Genomic DNA, 14,833 nt, shown 5'->3' with positions numbered 1-14,833 from the left:
ACGGACCTCCCGGCCGTGTGCGGGAACGGCGAAGGGCCCGTGTCCGCCGACACGGGCCCTCCGGTTCCCCGCGGGGCTAGCGACTCGTGGCCATCAAGTCGTTCGTCCCGGCGGCGATGCTCACGGGTGCACCCGCGACCGAGGCGGTCCGGCCCAGGGATCGGACGGACCACCCCGCCTTGACCCAGTCGATGACAGGGATGCAGTTGCGCGCGTCGATCACGATCGCGCGACCGACGAGCGCACGGAGGCTCGACGGGTCGGCCTGCACGATGTCGTCCCACTCGGTGAGGACGAGCACCATGTCGGCACCCTCGACCGCGGCCTCCATGCTCTCCGCGTAGGTGAGCGTCGGGAAGCTGCGCTTGGCGGTCTCCACGGCCTCCGGGTCCCAGAGCGAGACCTGCGCGCCGCGGAGGTGCAGGGCCGCGGCGACGTTGAGCGCCGGGGAGTCGCGCACGTCGTCGGTGAGCGGCTTGAACGCGGCGCCGATGACGGCGATGCGCCGGTTGAGCACCGAGCCCTGGGCCGCCTCGATCGCCATGTCGATGACGCGCTGGCGCTGGCCCATGTTGATCTCGTCGACCTGCTGCATGAGGCCGACGACCCGGTTCGCGCCGAGCTCGGACGAGCGGTGCATGAGCGCACGGATGTCCTTCGGCAGGCAGCCACCGCCGAAGCCGAGGCCCGCGTTCAGGAACTTGCGACCGATGCGCACGTCGTGCCCGAGGGCGTCGGCGAGCGTCGTGACGTCCGCGCCGGCGATGTCGCACAGCTCCGAGATCGCGTTGATGAACGAGATCTTCGTGGCGAGGAACGCGTTCGCGCTCACCTTGACGAGCTCGGCGGTCGGCAGGTCCGTCGCGATGACGGGCGTGCCCTCGGCGATCGGTGCGGCGTAGACCTCGCGGATGACGGCGTCCGCCGCCGCGGAGGCACCGCCCCAGACCAGGCGGTCCGGGTGCAGCGTGTCCTCGACCGCCTTGCCCTCGCGGAGGAACTCGGGGTTCCAGATGAGCTCGACGTCGATGCCGGCGGGCGAGAACTCGGCGACGAGGGAGCGCAGCCGTGCCGCCGTACCGACCGGGACCGTCGACTTGCCCACGATGAGACCCGGGTGCGTCAGGTGCTCCGCGACGGACCGGGTGGCGCTCTCGACGTAGCTGAGGTTCGCCGCATGGCTACCCGCTCGCTGGGGCGTGCCGACGCAGATGAAGTGCACATCGCTCGACGCGACCGCCTCGGCGAGGTCCGCCGTGAAGCGGAGCTTGCCGCTCGCGACGTGCTTGGTGATGAGTTCGGGGAGCCCGGGCTCGTAGAACGGGACCTCGCCCGCGGCGAGGGCCGCGAGCTTCGACGGGTCGACGTCCACGCCGATGGTGTCGAACCCCATCTCGGCCATGGCCGCGGCGTGCGTCGCACCGAGGTACCCGGTCCCGATGACGCTGATCCGGGGCGCCGGGCGGGTGTCGAGCCCGGTGGCGGCGTGCTCGCTGTTGCTGTTCGTCACTTGCTGACCTCCTGCAGGTCGTAGTCGATGTCGGTGCGTGCGATGCCCGCCGTGAACGCGGCGAGGCTGTCGGAGCGCGAGTCGATGCGCCAGTCGTTGGTGCTGCGGACGCCGTCCGCGATCGTCGTCGCGGTCTCGTCGAAGTACGAGAACCCGATGATGTCCTTGTTCTGCGGTTCGGCCAGGGCGTCGAAGAGCGACGTGATCCACGCGGCCTTCTGGCTCGGTGCGTTGGCCGAGCCGATGCTGCCGCCGGTCTCGGTCGCGCCGATCTCGGCGAGCAGGATCTTCTTGTCCGGCGCGATCTGCCGGAGCTGCTGGAGCGTCGCACCGAACGTGGTGTCGAACGTCGGGTCAGAGCTCGCGGAGCGGTAGTACCCACTCATGCCGACCCAGTCGACGTACTGCGTGCCCGGGTACAGCGACCTGGTGTAGTCGATCGTGCGGTGGTTCCACGCCGTGGTGCTCTCGGTCGGGAGCACGTCAACCCGGGACGGAGCCCAGACCCAGATGGCGTCGGCGTTCGCTCCCGTGGTCTGGAAGATCTTCCACACGTGCTGCCACGCCGCGACGTACTGACCCCGGGTGTTCCCGTTCACGCCCTCGGACCAGGGGTACCAGTTGCCGTTCATCTCGTGGTCGAACCGGATCGCGACCGGCTGACCGTTGGCCTTGACCGCTTCGGCGTACTTCGTGATGTACGCGTCGAAGTCACCCTTGATGATGTGCGAGAGGCTGTACGCGGACTGGTCCGGCGCGTTGTTGCCAGCGGCGTTCGGCTGCGACTCCCACGTGAGCATCGGGAGCCGGCCGTTCGCCCACGAGCGCTGCACCGCGTCGGCTCGGAAGTCCTGGTCGAAGCCCTGGAAGTACCCCGCCATGTTCGGCGCGGTCCCGATCTTGGTGGCGGTGTCGTCGTACGTCGCCCAGTTGAAGGGCGACTGGTCCGTGTACAGGCCGAACCAGCGGGACGTCTGCGCGAGGACCTCGGCCTTCGTCGGGGCCGCGACGGCCGCCGTCGAGGTCGACGACGCCTTGGCCGGGTTCCCGGCGGCCGCGGGGGCGGCACCGGACCCGCCGGACCCGTTGGAGGCGCTGGCGGAACCGGACCCGCCCGACGTCGATCCGGACGCGGTCGTGGTCCCACCGGACGCCGCCGACTCGGCCGTGCCGAGCTTGGCGTACGCGGTCTTGAGCTGCGCCTGCAAGGAGGCGAGACGTTCGGCGCGAGAGGCGCCGGAGGCGTTCGCGGACTGGAGCTGCCCCTCGAGCTTCCAGATGCGGTGCTGCGCGGCGGTGAGCTTCACCTGCAGCTTCGCCGCGTCGGCCGTGGCGTCCGCGGTCTTCTGGGCCTGGGTCTTCACGCCCAGCGCGTGGTGCACGGCGGTGCTGACCACGTTGCCGGGCAAGATCCAGACGGCCCACGTGATGAGTGCGAGGGCGACGACGATGGCGGTGGTCCCGACGGCGGTGCGCTTGGCGTGCTTGCTCGACGGGGCCCACCAGCTTCCGGAGTGGCGGATGGATTCAGACAATGGTGAGTGCCTCCAGGGCGAAGATCGCGACACCGATGAGGTACGGGATCACCGCGTAGGGGTTGACGCGCTTGGCGGGCGTCGCCGCCGCCTTGCGCGAGATGCGGGCGTCCCGGACGGTGTCCCGACGCGTCGCGAGGACGGTGGTGGTGGAGGTGCTGGTGGCGTCGGCGCCGGTCGAGGAGCCGAGTTGGAACATCTGCTCGAACTCGCGGTCGACGTCCTCGGAGCGGACCTCGTCGATCCGGTCGATGGGGCTGACGGGCGGGGTGCTGTCGTGGCCGGGGACGGGCACGGCGGGCTCGGTCTCCATCGGTCCGCCCGCGTACGCACCGGCGCGGGTGCCCCAGCCCGAGGCGTGCGCGAGGCGGAAGAACCCGAGCAGCCGGATCGGCATGAGGAAGAACGTCGAGACGATGATGAACATCGGCAGGCGGACGAAGTCGGACGGCTTCTCGGCGAGGTGCCGCATCTGCCGGATCGCCATGCTGAGCACGCTCGAGACGACCATGAGCGCGGCGACGTAGACGAAGCCGGTCGAGAACCCGTACTGGTGCAGGATGCCCTGGTAGAGGTTCTGGCCCTGACCGGTGAACGCGCGGTACACCCAGCCGGCGATGACACCGAAGAGCATGAACGGCAGGATGATGTCGGTCACGAAGAACAGCGCGAGGATCGGGGCGTGGCCGATCATCCACGGGAGCATCCGCAGCGTGTTGTACTGCGAACCACGCGCCCAGCGGAGCTGCTGCTTGAACAGCTTCTTCACCTTGAGCGGCGCGTCCGTGTACACGAGTGACGTGTACTGGTAGACGGTCCGGTAGCCCTCCTTGAGCGTGAGGTTCGTGAGCGTCCGGTCGTCGGACACCTCGAGGAACACGCCCATGAACTTCTCGGTCATGAACTTCTCCATGACGCGCATGAGGATGCTGCGGCGGAACGCGATCGTCCGGCCCGGCAGGCACCCGATCTGCCCGAGCACGCTCTGCGCCGGCATCGAGTAGAGGGCTCGGGAGTTCTCGAGCCAGTCGGCCCAGCGGGTGATCCAGCTGCGCTCGGGTTCGAGGATGCGCTGGCGCGTCGTGACGCCGCCCACGGACTCGTCGGCGAACGGCTTGACGAGTTCGTCGAGCGTGCCGGGGGTCCAGACGGTGTCCGAGTCGACGAGGATCGTGATGTCACCGCGCGAGAGCTCGGTTCCGATCTTGACGGCGTTGCGCTTGCCCGGGATCGGGGTGTGCGTCCAGGTCACGAGGGGTGCGAATTCCTCGCAGACCTGCACGAGCCCCGCGTTGGGCGCGCCGTTGATGACGACGATGATCTCGCCCGGACGCTGCTCGACCATGCGGCCGATGACGTCACGGAAGAGGTCGAGTGGCTCGTCGACGACGGGGACGACGACGCTCGTCGTCCCCGTGAACGTGCCCGTGTACGGCCGGTACCGGGCGGAGATCACCACCTTGGCGATCCAGAGGAGCCAGATGATCGCCGAGTACACGGTGAACAAGTAGAACTCCGGGTGTCCATCGACCATCTGGCGGATTTGGAGGATGAAAGTGAACATCGATCCCTGCTTCGGCGTTCGAGGTGGGATTCCGCGCCATCGGGGAACCAGGGTCAGTTCGGGTGCTTCATTTGTGACAGAGCCTGCCGGAGTCCGCAACGCGGCCCCCGTCCGGGGGTGTTACACGTGCGTTACGGGGTACATCAGGGTCGGTCGTTCGCCCTACCCGACATGTCCGCCGTCCGCCCGACAGCAGGAAGGGGGACCGACGGTTCCGCATCGAGCCGGTGTTCCGGCGCTGGAACGGCCGTTCGCCGCTTCGGTCGGTCTCGCATGATCACCTGGTCACAGCATGTTTTCGTGCTTGACAGGTGTCGTCCGGGGGCCGGACCGGGAGCACTGCGTCGAACCGCGCGCGACGCCGGGCCCGAGCCGCGCGGTCCCTGAGCGCCGGGGTACACCGTTCCCAGGTCGGGGGACGATCCGCGCCAACACGAAATCACCCGTGATCGTCGGGCGCATCACCCGCGAGATCTGCATCTCGGGCGTGTCGGGCGCAGATCCGAGTGGTCTGCCGGCCCGGGAGCACCGACCCTCGCCCGGCGGCTCTCGTCCGCAGGAATGTCAGCCCTCGACGGGGCTCCGGTCCGGTCCTCCGTAGAACTCGCGCTCGAACACCTGCCGAGCGCGGCGCGTCGTCGCGAGGTAGTCCTCCTCGAGCTGCGACGCCGACCCGTGCGGGTACCCGAGCAACCGTGCGACGCCCTCGAGCTGGGCTCGCTCGACGGGGAGCACGTCGGTCGTGCGGCCCGTCCAGAGCACCAGCGCGCTGCGGGCCCGCGATGCCAGGAGCCACGCGTCGGCCAGGCGCTCGGCGTCGTCCGTCGTGACCAGCCCGGCGCGCTCGGCGGCGCGCAGTGCCCGCAGGGTCGACGTCGTCCGGAGCCCGGGGATCGCGAGTGCGTGCCGGAGCTGGAGGAGCTGTACGAACCACTCGACGTCGCTGAGTGATCCCCGCCCGAGCTTGAGGTGCCTAGCGGGGTCCGCGCCGCGAGGCAGCCGCTCCGACTCCACGCGCGCCTTGATGCGCTTGACCTCGCGGACCTCGCGGTCGTCGAGGTGTTCCGGGTACCGCGTCAGGTCGGCCAGGTGCTCGAAGTTCCGGAGCAGTGCGTCGTCGCCGACCGCACCGCGGGCGCGGAGGAGCGCCTGCGCCTCCCAGGTCAGGGACCAGCGGGCGTAGTACGCGGCGTACGACTCGAGCGTCCGGACGACCGGGCCGTTCACACCCTCGGGCCGCAGTCCGATGTCGAGGTCGAAGGGGAACAGGGCGTCCTCGGTGCAGGTCCCGAGGCGCGTCACGATGCGGCGGGCGGCACGTGCGGCGGCCTCGCGGTCCCAGCCGTCCGCGCGGTACACGTACAGGACGTCGGCGTCGGAGCCGAAGCCGAGTTCGCGGCCGCCGAACCGGCCCATCGCCACGATGCCGAACTCGAGCCCCGGCGCGGTCCCCCGGCGCGCGAGCTCGAGCGCGCCCGTGAGCATGGCCTCGGACACGTCCGTCAGCGCCTCACCGAGTTCCTCGACCCGGATCCGCCCGATGACCGCGGCCATGCCGAGCCGGAGCGTCTCGCGCCGACGGGCAGCGCGGAGGACCGCGGCGGCGCCCACGTCGTCCGTCGCGTGGCGCGCGACGGTCGCCTCGGCCTCGGCGACGAGCGCGGCACGTGGACGCGGTCGCAGGAGCTCGTCGGGGTCGTCGAGCCACCGTGCGGCCTCGGGCGTCCGCTCGAGCAGACCGGCCAGGAACGCGGACTCCGACAGCACGACGGTGAGGCTGTAGGCGGCGCCGTCCGAGTCGCGGAGCATGCGGAGGAACCAGTTCGACTCCCCCAGCGCGTCGCTGAGCCGTCGGAACGCGAGCAGGGCGCGGTCCGGTGCCGGACCCTCGGCCATCCACCGCAGGAGGACCGGGAGGAGCGTGCGCTGGATCGTCGCCCGTCGCGACACCCCCTGCGTGAGCGCGCGGATGTGCTCGAACGCGCCGTCCGGGTCCACGAACCCGATCGCCGCGAGGCGCTGCCGCACCTGGTCGCTCGTGAGCACGATGCCGTCCGCCGACGTCGCGGCGACCGCCGACAGCAGCGGTCGGTAGAACAGCCGCTCGTGCAGGCCGCGGACCTCGCGCTTGACCGAGCGCCACCGGGCGAGCAGCTGCTCGGCGCTCGTCGCGAGCCCGGTCGACCGCGCCAACACGCGCAGGTCGGACTCGTCGGCGGGCATGAGGTGCGTGCGACGCAGCCCCCGGAGCTGGATGCGGTGCTCGAGGACCCGGAGGAACGCGTAGTCCGGCCCGAACCGCGCCGCCTCGGGACGCCCGACGTACCCGGCATCGGTGAGGGCCGCCATCGCATCGAGCGTCGCACGCTGCCGGACGGTCGGGTCCGTGCGACCGTGCACGAGCTGGAGGAGCTGCACCGTGAACTCGACGTCGCGCAGCCCACCCGGTCCGAGCTTGATCTGCCGGTCCACCTGGTCGCCCGGGATCGCCGCCGTGACGCGTTCGCGCATCCGCTGCACGGACTCCACGAAGCCGGGCCGGTCGGATGACTCCCACACGAACGGCGCGACCGCCGCGACGTACCGCTCGCCGAGGTCGCGCGAACCGGCGATCGGCCGCGCCTTGAGCAGTGCCTGGAACTCCCACTCGCGGGCCCACCGGGCGTAGTACGCCACGTGCGAGTCGAGCGTCCGCACGAGCGCGCCGTCCTTGCCCTCGGGGCGGAGGTTCGCGTCGACCTCCCAGAGGGGCGGTTCCGCTGCGAGATCCGTGATGACGTGCGTCGCGGCGATCGCGATGCGCGTCGCGATGAGGACCGCGCGGTCGGTGCCGACGCCCTCGGTGGGCTCGGTGACGAAGATGACGTCGACGTCGCTGACGTAGTTGAGCTCGCGGGCGCCGGCCTTGCCCATGCCGATCACGGCGAGCGGAGTCGCGGCGACGTCGCCCTCCGGGAACGGGACCTCGCGCCGGGCGATCGCGACGGCGACGTCGAGGGCGGCGCCAGCGAGGTCGGCGAGTCCCGCGGCGACGGCCGGGAACGCCTCGGTCGCGTCCGGGTGCATGACGTCGTGGAGCGCGATGCGGGCCAGGAGGCTGCGGTAGCGCACCCGGAGCCGGACCCGGGCGTCCTCGCCGACCGCGCCGTCGACCGCCCGCTCGAGCGCCTGCCGGTAGGTGTCGGCGTCGTCCGGCGGTGCGACGGGGTCGAGCAGCAGGGCGAGCTCCCCGGGCCGACGGACGAGGAACTCCGCCAGCCCCGCCGACGCCCCGATGAGGCGGATGAGGCGCTCGGTGGCTGCTCGGTCGGCGAGCACGGGGGCGACGGCCTCCGGCGCGGCGTCGAGCAGCCGCTCGACCGCGAGCAGTGCGCCGTCGGGGTCGGCCGTGGCCCCCCAGGTCGACGCGGCCTCGGCGACGGGAACCCGACGGCCGAGGGCCGCGATCCGCTCCTGTGCCGTCCCGAGGTCCGCGAACCCGAGGCGCGCCAACACGCTCCGCGACGTCATCGTCGTCGTGTCGCTCATGCGGTTCCTGGTCCTGCTCGGCGGTGGTTCCGGGCCCGGAGCACCGTGCGCTCGGACCCGCTCGTGGTCCGGTCCGGCTAGAGCCGCTCGAGGTTCGTCTCGAGCTCGAACGGCGTCACCTGGTCGCGGTAGGCCTTCCACTCCTGCCGCTTGTTGAGCAGCACGAAGTTGAACACCTGCTCGCCGAGTGTCTCGGCGACGAGCTCCGAGTCCTCCATGAGGCTCAGCGCGTGGTCCAGGCTCGCCGGCAACTGGTTGTAGCCGAGTGCACGGCGCTCCGCGTCGGTGAGGCTCCACACGTTGTCCTCGGCCTCCGCGGGGAGCTCGTAGCCCTCCTCGATGCCCTTGAGCCCCGCGGCGAGGAGCAGCGAGAACGCGAGGTAGGGGTTGGCGGCGGAGTCCATCGCCCGGTACTCGACCCGGCTCGACTGCCCCTTGTTCGGCTTGTACAGGGGCACGCGGACGAGGGCCGAGCGGTTGTTGTGCCCCCACGTCACGAAGGACGGAGCCTCGTCACCGCCCCAGAGGCGCTTGTACGAGTTGACGAACTGGTTCGTGACGGCGGTGATCTCGGGCGCGTGTCGGAGCAGCCCCGCGATGAACTGACGGCCCATCGTCGACAGCTGGTACTCGCCACCGGGCTCGTAGAAGGCGTTCTGGTCGCCCTCGAACAACGACACGTGCGTGTGCATGCCGGAACCCGGCCGACCCGACAGCGGCTTCGGCATGAACGTGGCGTAGACGCCCTGCTCGATCGCGACCTCTTTCACGACGGTGCGGAAGGTCATGATGTTGTCGGCGGTCGTCAGGGCGTCCGCGTAGCGGAGGTCGATCTCGTTCTGGCCCGGGCCGGCCTCGTGGTGGGAGAACTCCACCGAGATGCCGAGGTCCTCGAGCATGCGCACCGAACGACGCCGGAAGTCGTGGGCACTGCCGCCGGGCACGTTGTCGAAGTACCCGGCCTGGTCGACGGGCTCCGGACGGCCGTCGGTGAGCGCCAGGCTCTTGAGCAGGTAGAACTCGACCTCGGGGTGCGTGTAGAAGGTGAAGCCGCGCTCGCCGGCACGTGCGAGCGTGCGCTTGAGGACGTTGCGCGGATCGGCCACCGCGGGCTGCCCGTCCGGGGTCGTGATGTCACAGAACATGCGGGCGGTCGGGTCGACCTCGCCGCGCCAGGGCAGGATCTGGAACGTCGAGGGGTCCGGGTGCGCGAGCACGTCGGCCTCGTACGAGCGGGTGAGGCCCTCGATCGCGGAGCCGTCGAACCCGATCCCCTCGGCGAACGCGCCCTCGACCTCGGCGGGGGCGATCGCGACGGACTTGAGCGTGCCGATGACGTCGGTGAACCAGAGTCGGATGAACTTGATGCCGCGCTCCTCGATGGTGCGGAGCACGAAGTCCGTCTGCTTGTCCATGCACGCCCTTTCTGATGGTCGTCACTAGGGTAGTGGCCATGCCCCGACTCCGCTTGGCGCTCGCACAGACCAACCCGGTCGTCGGGGCGTTCGAGCACAACGCGGCAGGCATCATCACGGCCACGCGATCGGCCGCCGAGCAGGGCGCGGACCTCGTCGCCTTCGGCGAGATGGCGATCTCCGGGTACCCCATCGAGGACCTCGCCTCGCGCCCGTCGTTCCTCCGCGCCGCACGGGAGGCCGTGGAGACCCTCGCACGCCGGCTCGCCGACCAGGGCCTCGGGGACGTCGCCGTCGTCGTCGGCCACCCGGACGGCCCGTTCGAGCCCCGCTCGGTGGACGTCACCACCGCGCCGAGCGCCATCGCCCAGAACTGCGCGAGCGTGCTCCAGCACGGGCGGGTCATCGCCACGACCGCCAAGTACCACCTGCCGAACTACTCGGTGTTCGACGAGTACCGGGTGTTCATCCCGGGCGACGACCTGCTCGTCGCGCGCATCGCCGACGTCGACGTCGCGATCATCATCTGCGAGGACCTGTGGCGCGAGGGCGGTCCGGTCGCCCGGGTGCTCGCCGCCGACGCAGGCTTGCTCCTCGTCGTCAACGCCTCGCCGTGGATCGCGGACAAGGACGAGGTCCGCCTCCCGCTCGTCACCCGGCGGGCCACGGAGTCCGACACGATCGTCGCCTACGTCAACATCGTGGGCGGCCAGGACGACCTGGTCTTCGACGGGGACAGCCTCGTCGTCGACGAAGCGGGGACGGTCCTCGCCCGCGCCCCGCAGTTCCGGGAGCACCTGCTCCTCGTCGACCTCGACCCCGCGCCGGCGACCGACCCGGTCGTGACCGAGGACGTCCACCGGGTCCTCCTCGACACCCCGGACACCACCCCCGGGAGCATCGCGCTGGACGGCCAACGCCCGGCACTCCCCCGCGACGTCGCCGAACCCCGTGACGACCTCGAGGAGATCTGGAACGCGCTCGTCCTCGGCACACGCGACTACGTCGAGAAGAACGGCTTCCGTTCGGTCGTCCTCGGCCTGTCCGGTGGGATCGACTCGGCGGTGTGCGCGGCGATCGCGGTCGACGCCCTCGGCCCCGACCGCGTGTACGGCGTCTCGATGCCGTCGCAGTGGTCGTCGGAGCACTCCCGCTCGGACGCCGACGACGTCGCCGAACGCCTCGGCCTGCACTACCGGACCGAGGCGATCGCCGACCTCGTACGCCCCTTCGAGGACCAGCTCCACCTGACCGGGCTCGCCGCCGAGAACATCCAGGCCCGCGCCCGGGCGCTCGTGCTCATGGGGCTGTCGAACCTCGACGGTCACCTGGTGCTCACGACCGGGAACAAGACCGAACTGTCGGTCGGGTACTCCACCATCTACGGTGACTCGGTCGGCGGCTTCGCACCGATCAAGGACGTCCCCAAGACCCTCGTGTGGGAACTCGCCACGTGGCGCAACCGGTTCGCCGCGGGACGGGGCGAGACCGAGCCGATCCCCGAGAACTCGATCACCAAACCGCCATCGGCCGAGCTCCGTCCCGACCAGAAGGACGAGGACTCGCTCCCGCCGTACGAGGTGCTCGACAGCATCCTGGACGGGTACATCACCCGGGCCCTGGGTGCCGCCGACATCGTGGCGGAGGGTCACGACCCCGACACGGTGGCCGAGGTGACCCGGCTGGTCGACCGCTCCGAGTGGAAGCGCCGGCAGGGTGCCATCGGCCCGAAGATCTCGGGCATGGCGTTCGGACGCGACCGTCGTCTGCCGATCACGTACCGGCCGCAGCAGTACCGCTGAGGCCGGGCCTCCCGGCCGGATGACGAACGGCCCGGCACCCCATGGGTGCCGGGCCGTTCCTCGTGTCGGCTAGCGATCGACCAGCGACGACGCGTCGTCGCTGAAGAAGTCCTCGTACCGTGGGCCACCGCTGCTCGTCAGCGTGCCGCGGCGCCATTGCTGCCGGAGCCGGCGGTAGGTGGCGATGCGGGCCGGCTCCACGCCGGACTGGGACTCGTACAGGCTCATCTGGTGCCTCCTCTCGACGGAGCGAGGACACCGGACCGGATGCTGGCATCGGTGGGTCGCCGTGGTCAGCCTCCCCGCCCGCTCCGACGGTACGTCCGACGGGGTCGCGACGCGATCGGACTGCGCAAGCCGGACGAGGTCCTGCGCACATCGGACCTCCGCTCGCGCGAACCGGACATCGGCGGGGCAGCGGCGGGACGGTCAGCCCTGCGCGTCCTCCTGGTCCCACCGTGCGTTGTTCGCACGGACACGGTCGAGTGCCGCCTGCGCCTCCTCGCGCGTGTCGAAGGGCCCGATGCGGTCGCGGTTCGGGGACTGCATGCCCTGTTCGACCTGGTGCGTGGTGGTGTTGAACCAGAACTGCTCTTCGATGCGTGCCATGTGTTGCAGAATACTCAGAGCGTTGGATTCTCGCGGGTCTGAGTGCTGTGGGCGCGAGTGGGTTCGAGTGGCGTAGAGACGTTTTTGGGGACTAGGTGGGGACTGCCCTACCCTCAGCCCCATGTTGGACAACCTTGCCCGCGTCCTGTTCGCCATCTCGTGCGTAGCCGAGACGGGCGGTGTCTTCCTGGTCATCAAGGACATCCGAGCCGGACAGCGGCTGCTACGGCGTCCGGTGCAGCAGCGCAGCATCGACGGCAACTCTCCCCCGGCAGGCACGACCGAGGCGGACCAACTCTCGGACCGGGAACGCTTCTTGTTCGACAACTACACGACACGGAAGCAGTGGTTCACGATCGCCCTGCTCGTCATCGGCATCGTCACCGGAACCGTAGGCAACTTCCTCACCGCCTAGGACTCCTAAATATCGAGCGAGTCAACGAACTGGCGCGCGTCGAACATCACTTCCTCACGGCTCAGTCCCGTGAATCCTGTGAGGCGCTGCACGAGGTAGAGGTCAACCAGCGTGATCCCGATCAGGAACTTCGTGGGGTCAACCAGCGCCGTCCCGTCATCGTCGAGAACCACCGGCAACGCACCGGCCTCCTGCAACTGCTTCCCGCTGGTAAGGAACGCCTGACGGCGCTCCTCGCTGGTTGCGCCCTCGGTTCCGCTGAGCAGGTCCAGAACGATCTGCGCTGTCTGCTTCTCGATACTCGTCATCCGCTCAACCTACGGTCACGCGGTAACCCAACGCATCGTCCACCCCAGGTCAGGCTTCGACGGCCCATACGACCACACGTTGTCGTTCGTGTTCGTCTGAAGCACCAACATCCGCACCACGTCCCCAACAGCCAGCCGCCGCATCCCGAAGCCCGTAGGCCCGCCGTTGTGCGAACCCGAACCCGAACCCATCACCTCGCCCTTGCACAACGTGTTATCCGTGTCCGGCGACGACGTGTTCACCGTCAACTGGCAGCCAACCTGGTTGTAGTCATCGCCCAGGAACTCCACATGGCACGACACCTCGTACACGCCCGCGCGGGACACGACCAGACCGCCGTTCGCCCACGACGCGAAGCCCCTGTTCACCTCCACCGTGAACCGATCCGACGCGATCACACTCCACGTGTTCGACCCCACGTTCTGCGCCGCACCCCGGTACGCGGAGAACAGCGGCGGGTTCAACGCTGCCGCCTCCAACGCATCCGTCCGCGCCATCACAGCAGCAACATCATCGCCGCGCTGGTTGTCGTTCTGGTACCCCAACGACCGGTCCTGGTCCGACCCGTACACGACGAGTCCCGCTGCCGCAGCCGCATCCCCGATAGCCATGATGTCTCCCTAGTCGTTCGCCCAGGACGTGCCAGCAGACGACGCCCAAGTCTGACCGGCGACGAAGAACCAACTCGTCGTCGGAGTGCTGATGAGTCCCCGGGTGGTGACCGTCATCTCCGCCGCCGCCAGCGACCACGTCACCGACGACACCCACCCCACCTGCGGGTCCAACCCGGGAACCGTCGCGGACACCTGCTGCGACGGCGTGACCCTGAAGTCCGGCCGTGCCGTCAGGTCCAGCCCGTACCCACGGTTCATGTTCCGGGTGACCATGTACTTCGCCGCTCCCGGCCCCGGGTACGCCTTGTCGTACGACACGGTGAGCACGTTCGACGGGTTGTCCACGGCGGAGTACGAGTCGTACGCGGTCTCCGTGTTGCCCGCCTGATCCGTCCACGTGTACGTGACCACGGCCGCTTCGAAGAACATCAACGAACCATCGACCGCCGTCTGCGTCCTGTCCAGCGTGCTGGACGCGGAGTACAGGTTGCGACCAACAGCAAGCGTCACCAACCCGTCCTCCGAGTAGGTGTTGTCCACCAGGAAAAAGTCGGCACCGTCCGTGCAGAACAACCGCAACCCCACCGCGGTGAGGATCGGGGACAGGAAGTCCCACGCCGACTGGCCCGGGGACCACGCCAACGACTCGGGAGGACGGCTGAACACCGGAACCCGCGTCGAGGTGGACGCGCCGTTCGTGCCCGTCCACGCGTACCCATACAGGGCAGTGTCAGGCGTGTCTCCATCGAAGTACGCCAGCGCCGTGCCGTCAGTCTCCGTACCGTCACCATCGACCAACATCACGTTGTCCCACTGCGTCACCGTCGAACCCGACTGCCCGCCGTTGTACAACCGCACCTGAACCGACGCCGTGTTCGCGGGCACCGTGAACGTCACCGACACCCGGTACATCCCGACAGCGTTCGCGGGCTGCGCCGACTGCGCCAGGACCGAAGCCGACCCGCCCGTCGGCGTCGTCACGATCACGATGGCGCGGGACCGAGTGCTCGTCGCCGCGGTGCTGTTCTGCGTCGCCGGAAGGTGCTCGTACCCGAAGCAGGTGTACGTGCTTCCGGGGGTCAGGTTCGTCAGCGTCATCAGCGCGTACGAGTCAGCGGAGGACGTGCTGGACGGACCGATCTGCATGCTGTGCGTGCCCGACTGCGCCCACGCCGTCACCTGCGTCAACGTCGCATTGCTGCCAGTCCAACCCGTCACCGTCGAGTCCTCGAACGCACCGTTCGTGATGTAGTTCGTCAGGTTCGTCAGCGTCGTGAAGTCGGCGTCGGCGGTCCCGTTCACCGAGGGCACGAACCCGAGTCCGATATCGGCAAGCACCTTCTCAGTGATCGCCCGAACCGAGGACTGCACCGCGCGGAACGAGTTGTCAGCCTCCGCTGCCACCAGCCGGTAATTCACGACCTGCTGATCGAACGTCACCGCCGTCACCGATGTCGTGCCTTCGTCGTGGTCAACAGTCCGGCCCGTGACCAGCAGGAACATGGTGCGCAAATTGTTCGCGCCGTTCTCAG

At 69.5% G+C, this 14,833-nt stretch carries 12 protein-coding genes; 2 read left to right on the top strand and 10 right to left on the bottom strand.

Annotation, left to right across the window (positions count from 1 at the left end; all coding sequences use genetic code 11):
• Positions 1–76 precede the first annotated feature (76 nt).
• The 5 genes from DEI93_RS07240 to DEI93_RS07220 form a co-directional block, all read right to left on the bottom strand.
• Positions 77–1,510, bottom strand: a complete 1,434-nt coding sequence (locus tag DEI93_RS07240; RefSeq protein WP_111119088.1) for a UDP-glucose dehydrogenase family protein — start codon at positions 1,508–1,510, stop codon at positions 77–79.
• The gene (locus DEI93_RS07235) at positions 1,507–3,045 is read right to left on the bottom strand and encodes a glycoside hydrolase family 26 protein (protein WP_111119089.1); all 1,539 of its coding nucleotides are present in this window, start codon (positions 3,043–3,045) and stop codon (positions 1,507–1,509) included. The genes DEI93_RS07240 and DEI93_RS07235 overlap by 4 nt, the downstream gene beginning before the upstream one ends.
• Positions 3,038–4,609 carry a glycosyltransferase gene (locus DEI93_RS07230; RefSeq protein ID WP_111008783.1) on the bottom strand — a complete coding sequence of 524 codons (1,572 nt, stop codon included), beginning with the start codon at positions 4,607–4,609 and terminating at the stop codon, positions 3,038–3,040. The genes DEI93_RS07235 and DEI93_RS07230 overlap by 8 nt, the downstream gene beginning before the upstream one ends.
• Before the next feature lie 564 nt (positions 4,610–5,173).
• Positions 5,174–8,137: a bifunctional [glutamine synthetase] adenylyltransferase/[glutamine synthetase]-adenylyl-L-tyrosine phosphorylase gene (locus DEI93_RS07225; RefSeq protein WP_111119090.1), complete on the bottom strand. Its 2,964-nt coding sequence runs from the start codon at positions 8,135–8,137 to the stop codon at positions 5,174–5,176.
• A 77-nt stretch (positions 8,138–8,214) separates the two neighbouring features.
• A complete protein-coding gene (locus tag DEI93_RS07220; protein WP_111008781.1) occupies positions 8,215–9,552 on the bottom strand; it encodes a glutamine synthetase family protein in 1,338 nt (445 codons plus the stop codon).
• 38 nt (positions 9,553–9,590) lie between these two features.
• On the opposite strand from DEI93_RS07220, the gene DEI93_RS07215 reads away from it, so the two are divergent.
• On the top strand, positions 9,591–11,354 hold the full coding sequence (locus tag DEI93_RS07215; RefSeq protein ID WP_111119192.1) for an NAD+ synthase: 1,764 nt from the start codon (positions 9,591–9,593) through the stop codon (positions 11,352–11,354).
• A gap of 69 nt (positions 11,355–11,423) precedes the next feature.
• On the opposite strand, the gene DEI93_RS07210 is transcribed toward DEI93_RS07215, so the two are convergent.
• Complete coding sequence (locus DEI93_RS07210; protein ID WP_181434642.1) at positions 11,424–11,582, bottom strand: hypothetical protein; 159 nt, start codon at positions 11,580–11,582, stop codon at positions 11,424–11,426.
• Between the two features lie 201 nt (positions 11,583–11,783).
• Positions 11,784–11,963 carry an SPOR domain-containing protein gene (locus DEI93_RS07205; RefSeq protein ID WP_111119091.1) on the bottom strand — a complete coding sequence of 60 codons (180 nt, stop codon included), beginning with the start codon at positions 11,961–11,963 and terminating at the stop codon, positions 11,784–11,786.
• Positions 11,964–12,084: 121 nt separating this feature from the next.
• Between DEI93_RS07205 and DEI93_RS07200 the strand changes: the two genes are divergently transcribed.
• Positions 12,085–12,378: a hypothetical protein gene (locus DEI93_RS07200; protein WP_111119092.1), complete on the top strand. Its 294-nt coding sequence runs from the start codon at positions 12,085–12,087 to the stop codon at positions 12,376–12,378.
• 5 nt (positions 12,379–12,383) lie between these two features.
• On the opposite strand, the gene DEI93_RS07195 is transcribed toward DEI93_RS07200, so the two are convergent.
• From DEI93_RS07195 to DEI93_RS07185, 3 genes are read right to left on the bottom strand one after another with little or no spacing between them, the layout of a single operon-like run.
• A complete protein-coding gene (locus DEI93_RS07195) occupies positions 12,384–12,686 on the bottom strand; it encodes a hypothetical protein (protein WP_111119093.1) in 303 nt (100 codons plus the stop codon).
• 15 nt (positions 12,687–12,701) lie between these two features.
• Positions 12,702–13,298 (bottom strand): hypothetical protein, encoded by a 597-nt coding sequence (locus DEI93_RS07190; RefSeq protein ID WP_111119094.1) that lies wholly within the window; start codon positions 13,296–13,298, stop codon positions 12,702–12,704.
• 9 nt (positions 13,299–13,307) lie between these two features.
• Entirely contained in the window at positions 13,308–14,804 is a 1,497-nt protein-coding gene (locus DEI93_RS07185; protein ID WP_284158698.1) for a hypothetical protein, read from the bottom strand.
• Positions 14,805–14,833 lie beyond the last annotated feature (29 nt).

The organism is Curtobacterium sp. MCBD17_035 (assembly GCF_003234815.2).
GTDB lineage: Bacteria > Actinomycetota > Actinomycetes > Actinomycetales > Microbacteriaceae > Curtobacterium.
The sequence above is the reverse complement of the archived record's forward strand: the minus strand, read 5'-3'. Positions and strand labels throughout refer to the sequence as shown.